The sequence below is a fragment of the Micromonospora sp. NPDC006431 genome, from assembly GCF_042870725.1.
GTDB lineage: Bacteria > Actinomycetota > Actinomycetes > Mycobacteriales > Micromonosporaceae > Micromonospora.
Window position 1 is genome coordinate 1 of the sequence record NZ_JBIAHQ010000063.1, and the last position, 5,217, is coordinate 5,217.

Genomic DNA, 5,217 nt, shown 5'->3' on the forward strand with positions numbered 1-5,217 from the left:
TGGTGTGATTGTTCGTTTGTCGGGAGTTGCACAGTGGACGCGTAGCAGCTTAGTAGTCAAGTCCTCGGCCTATTAGTACCGGTCAACTGAACCCGTTACCGGGCTTACATTTCCGGCCTATCAACCCAGTCGTCTAGCTGGGGGCCTTACCCACCCCGAAGGGTGGTGGGATACCTCATCTTGAAGCGAGCTTCCCGCTTAGATGCTTTCAGCGGTTATCCCTTCCGAACGTAGCTAACCAGCCGTGCCCCTGGCGGGACAACTGGCACACCAGAGGTTCGTCCGTCCCGGTCCTCTCGTACTAGGGACAGCCCTTCTCAAGTATCCTACGCGCACGGCGGATAGGGACCGAACTGTCTCACGACGTTCTAAACCCAGCTCGCGTACCGCTTTAATGGGCGAACAGCCCAACCCTTGGGACCTGCTACAGCCCCAGGATGCGACGAGCCGACATCGAGGTGCCAAACCATCCCGTCGATATGGACTCTTGGGGAAGATCAGCCTGTTATCCCCGGGGTACCTTTTATCCGTTGAGCGACACCGCTTCCACATGCCAGTGCCGGATCACTAGTCCCGACTTTCGTCCCTGCTCGACCTGTCAGTCTCACAGTCAAGCTCCCTTGTGCACTTGCACTCAACACCTGATTGCCAACCAGGCTGAGGGAACCTTTGGGCGCCTCCGTTACCCTTTAGGAGGCAACCGCCCCAGTTAAACTACCCACCAGACACTGTCCCTGAACCGGATAACGGTCCGAAGTTAGATACCCGAATCAACCAGAGTGGTATTTCAAGATTGCCTCCACCCTAACTGGCGTTAGAGCTTCACCGGCTCCCACCTATCCTACACAAACTAACTCAGATACCAATGTCAAGCTATAGTAAAGGTCCCGGGGTCTTTCCGTCCTGCCGCGCGTAACGAGCATCTTTACTCGTAATGCAATTTCGCCGGGCCTGTGGTTGAGACAGTGGGGAAGTCGTTACGCCATTCGTGCAGGTCGGAACTTACCCGACAAGGAATTTCGCTACCTTAGGATGGTTATAGTTACCACCGCCGTTTACTGGCGCTTAAGTTCTCCGCTTCGCCCCGAAGAGCTAACAGGTCCCCTTAACGTTCCAGCACCGGGCAGGCGTCAGTCCATATACATCGAATTACTTCTTCGCATGGACCTGTGTTTTTAGTAAACAGTCGCTTCCCCCTGCTCTCTGCGGCCATACAACGCTCCACCCGCGCGGGGCTTCACGTCTCCGGCCCCCCTTCTCCCTAAGTTACGGGGGCAATTTGCCGAGTTCCTTAACCACAGTTCGCCCGATCGCCTCGGTATTCTCTACCTGACCACCTGTGTCGGTTTGGGGTACGGGCCGCTCGGAACTCGCTAGAGGCTTTTCTCGGCAGCATAGGATCACTGACTTCACCTGAATCGGCTCGGCATCACGTCTCAGCCTATATGCGCCGCGGATTTGCCTACGGCACGGCCTACACGCTTACCCCGGCACAACCACCGGCCGGGATCAGCTACCTTCCTGCGTCACCCCATCGCTTGACTACTACCCGCCAGGTTCCCACGCTCCCCAACATCGGTCCGAAGACCTCCGCCGGTTCGGGTGGTTAGCACAGCGAGGTTCGTCAGGGTCGCTCCTTCGCGGGTACGGGAATATCAACCCGTTGTCCATCGACTACGCCTCTCGGCCTCGCCTTAGGTCCCGACTCACCCAGGGCGGATTAGCCTGGCCCTGGAACCCTTGGTCATCCGGCGGAAGGGTTTCTCACCCTTCTTTCGCTACTCATGCCTGCATTCTCACTCGTGCCGCGTCCACAACTAGGTCACCCCGTTGCTTCACCCCCGGCACGACGCTCCCCTACCCACCCACACACCTGCACAAGGAATCAAGTCCCTGCAAGGTTAATATGTGAGTGCCACAGCTTCGGCGGTGTGCTTGAGCCCCGCTACATTGTCGGCGCGGAACCACTTGACCAGTGAGCTATTACGCACTCTTTAAAGGGTGGCTGCTTCTAAGCCAACCTCCTGGTTGTCTATGCGACCCCACATCCTTTTCCACTTAGCACACGCTTAGGGGCCTTAGCTGGTGATCTGGGCTGTTTCCCTCTCGACTACGAAGCTTATCCCCCGCAGTCTCACTGCCGCGCTCTCACTTACCGGCATTCGGAGTTTGGCTGATTTCGGTAAGCTTGTGGGCCCCCTAGACCATCCAGTGCTCTACCTCCGGCAAGAAACACGCGACGCTGCACCTAAATGCATTTCGGGGAGAACCAGCTATCACGGAGTTTGATTGGCCTTTCACCCCTAACCACAGGTCATCCCCCAACTTTTCAACGTTGGTGGGTTCGGCCCTCCACGCGGTCTTACCCGCGCTTCAGCCTGCCCATGGCTAGATCACTCCGCTTCGGGTCTAGAGCATGCGACTCAAACGCCCTATTCAGACTCGCTTTCGCTACGGCTCCCCCACACGGGTTAACCTCGCCACATGCCACTAACTCGCAGGCTCATTCTTCAAAAGGCACGCCGTCACCCCGCAAGGCTCCGACGGATTGTAGGCGAACGGTTTCAGGTACTATTTCACTCCCCTCCCGGGGTACTTTTCACCATTCCCTCACGGTACTCGTCCGCTATCGGTCACCAGGAAGTATTTAGGCTTACCAGGTGGTCCTGGCAGATTCACGGCAGATTTCAGGAGTCCGCCGCTACTCGGGAACACCCACAGAAGACCAGCCACTTTCACCTACCGGACTCTCACCGCCTACGGTCAGCCTTTCCAGACTGTTCGGCTAGCAACTGGCTTTGTAACTCCTCACACGAGTGTCAGCTCGTGTAGCAGGGTCCCACAACCCCGACCACGCAACCCCTGACAGGTATCACACGCAGCCGGTTTAGCCTCCATCCGCTTTCGCTCGCCACTACTCACGGAATCACTCTTTGTTTTCTCTTCCTACGGGTACTGAGATGTTTCACTTCCCCGCGTTCCCCCCACACACCCTATGTGTTCAGGTGCGGGTGACTGGACATGACTCCAGCCGGGTTCCCCCATTCGGACACCCTGGGATCACAGCTTGGTTGACAGCTCCCCCAGGCCTATCGCGGCCTCCCACGTCCTTCATCGGCTCCTGGTGCCAAGGCATCCACCGTTCGCCCTTGACAACTTGACCACAAAGATGCTCGCGTCCACTGTGCAATTCTCAACAAACGACCAACCCACAACCCGATCCGTGCGACACCAAACCCGACAACCGCCGGCGGTATGCCACACCAGGCCATGCCTGGCACCAACCTCAAGGCCTCACGCCTCAAGCTTCGGCTCTGAAAGACAACCCATGGTTGTTCTTTCAGGACCCAACAGGGTGCTTATCGCTTCCTCCCAGCCGCACCATCGGACTCGTTCCTGCACCCCAAGGGGCGTGTACTAGAACCTCCGGCCGTTGCCAGGGAAAAGCTCGCCAGTGTCTCCGCCAATCGAGCACCCCGACCCGACATCCGCAGGTCGCGGGCTCCATACCGTCTTTCGACGGATGGTGCTCCTTAGAAAGGAGGTGATCCAGCCGCACCTTCCGGTACGGCTACCTTGTTACGACTTCGTCCCAATCGCCAGCCCCACCTTCGACGGCTCCCTCCCTTACGGGTTGGGCCACCGGCTTCGGGTGTTGCCGACTTTCGTGACGTGACGGGCGGTGTGTACAAGGCCCGGGAACGTATTCACCGCAGCGTTGCTGATCTGCGATTACTAGCGACTCCGACTTCACGGGGTCGAGTTGCAGACCCCGATCCGAACTGAGACCGGCTTTTTGGGATTCGCTCCACCTCACGGTATCGCAGCCCATTGTACCGGCCATTGTAGCATGCGTGAAGCCCTGGACATAAGGGGCATGATGACTTGACGTCATCCCCACCTTCCTCCGAGTTGACCCCGGCAGTCTTCGATGAGTCCCCGCCATAACGCGCTGGCAACATCGAACGAGGGTTGCGCTCGTTGCGGGACTTAACCCAACATCTCACGACACGAGCTGACGACAGCCATGCACCACCTGTCACCGGCCCCGAAGGACCCCCCATCTCTGGAGGATTTCCGGCGATGTCAAACCCAGGTAAGGTTCTTCGCGTTGCATCGAATTAATCCGCATGCTCCGCCGCTTGTGCGGGCCCCCGTCAATTCCTTTGAGTTTTAGCCTTGCGGCCGTACTCCCCAGGCGGGGCGCTTAATGCGTTAGCTGCGGCACAGGGAACCGGAGAGGCCCCCCACACCTAGCGCCCAACGTTTACAGCGTGGACTACCAGGGTATCTAATCCTGTTCGCTCCCCACGCTTTCGCTCCTCAGCGTCAGTATCGGCCCAGAGACCCGCCTTCGCCACCGGTGTTCCTCCTGATATCTGCGCATTTCACCGCTACACCAGGAATTCCAGTCTCCCCTACCGAACTCTAGCCTGCCCGTATCGACTGCAGGCCCGCAGTTGAGCTGCGGGTTTTCACAGTCGACGCGACAAGCCGCCTACGAGCTCTTTACGCCCAATAAATCCGGACAACGCTCGCGCCCTACGTCTTACCGCGGCTGCTGGCACGTAGTTGGCCGGCGCTTCTTCTGCAGGTACCGTCACTTACGCTTCGTCCCTGCTGAAAGAGGTTTACAACCCGAAGGCCGTCATCCCTCACGCGGCGTCGCTGCATCAGGCTTCCGCCCATTGTGCAATATTCCCCACTGCTGCCTCCCGTAGGAGTCTGGGCCGTGTCTCAGTCCCAGTGTGGCCGGTCGCCCTCTCAGGCCGGCTACCCGTCGTCGCCTTGGTAGGCCATCACCCCACCAACAAGCTGATAGGCCGCGAGCCCATCCCAGGCCGAAAAACTTTCCACCACCAATCATGCGACCAGCGGTCATATTCGGTATTAGCCCCGGTTTCCCGGGGTTATCCCAAAGCCTAGGGCAGGTTGCTCACGTGTTACTCACCCGTTCGCCGCTCGAGTACCCCGAAGGGCCTTTCCGCTCGACTTGCATGTGTTAAGCACGCCGCCAGCGTTCGTCCTGAGCCAGGATCAAACTCTCCAACAAAAACTTGTTGAACAATCCATCCCGACAACAAAAGTGTTGCCAAAGGAATCCCAACCAGCCAAACCAAAAGGCCTGACCAATCCGGGGTATAAATCAATTTGGCACTGGCTTATCAAGCACCCTGTTGAGTTCTCAAAGAACAACCACACACCATCCAGCAACCC

2 rRNA genes are annotated in these 5,217 nt (G+C 58.0%); both read right to left on the reverse strand.

Annotation, left to right across the window (positions count from 1 at the left end):
• Positions 1-52 precede the first annotated feature (52 nt).
• Positions 53-3,163, reverse strand: a 23S ribosomal RNA gene (locus ACFYM6_RS35925).
• Positions 3,164-3,537: 374 nt separating this feature from the next.
• A 16S ribosomal RNA gene (locus tag ACFYM6_RS35930) occupies positions 3,538-5,053 on the reverse strand.
• Together the 16S and 23S rRNA genes form the textbook arrangement of a ribosomal RNA operon.
• Between the last annotated feature and the right edge of the window lie 164 nt (positions 5,054-5,217).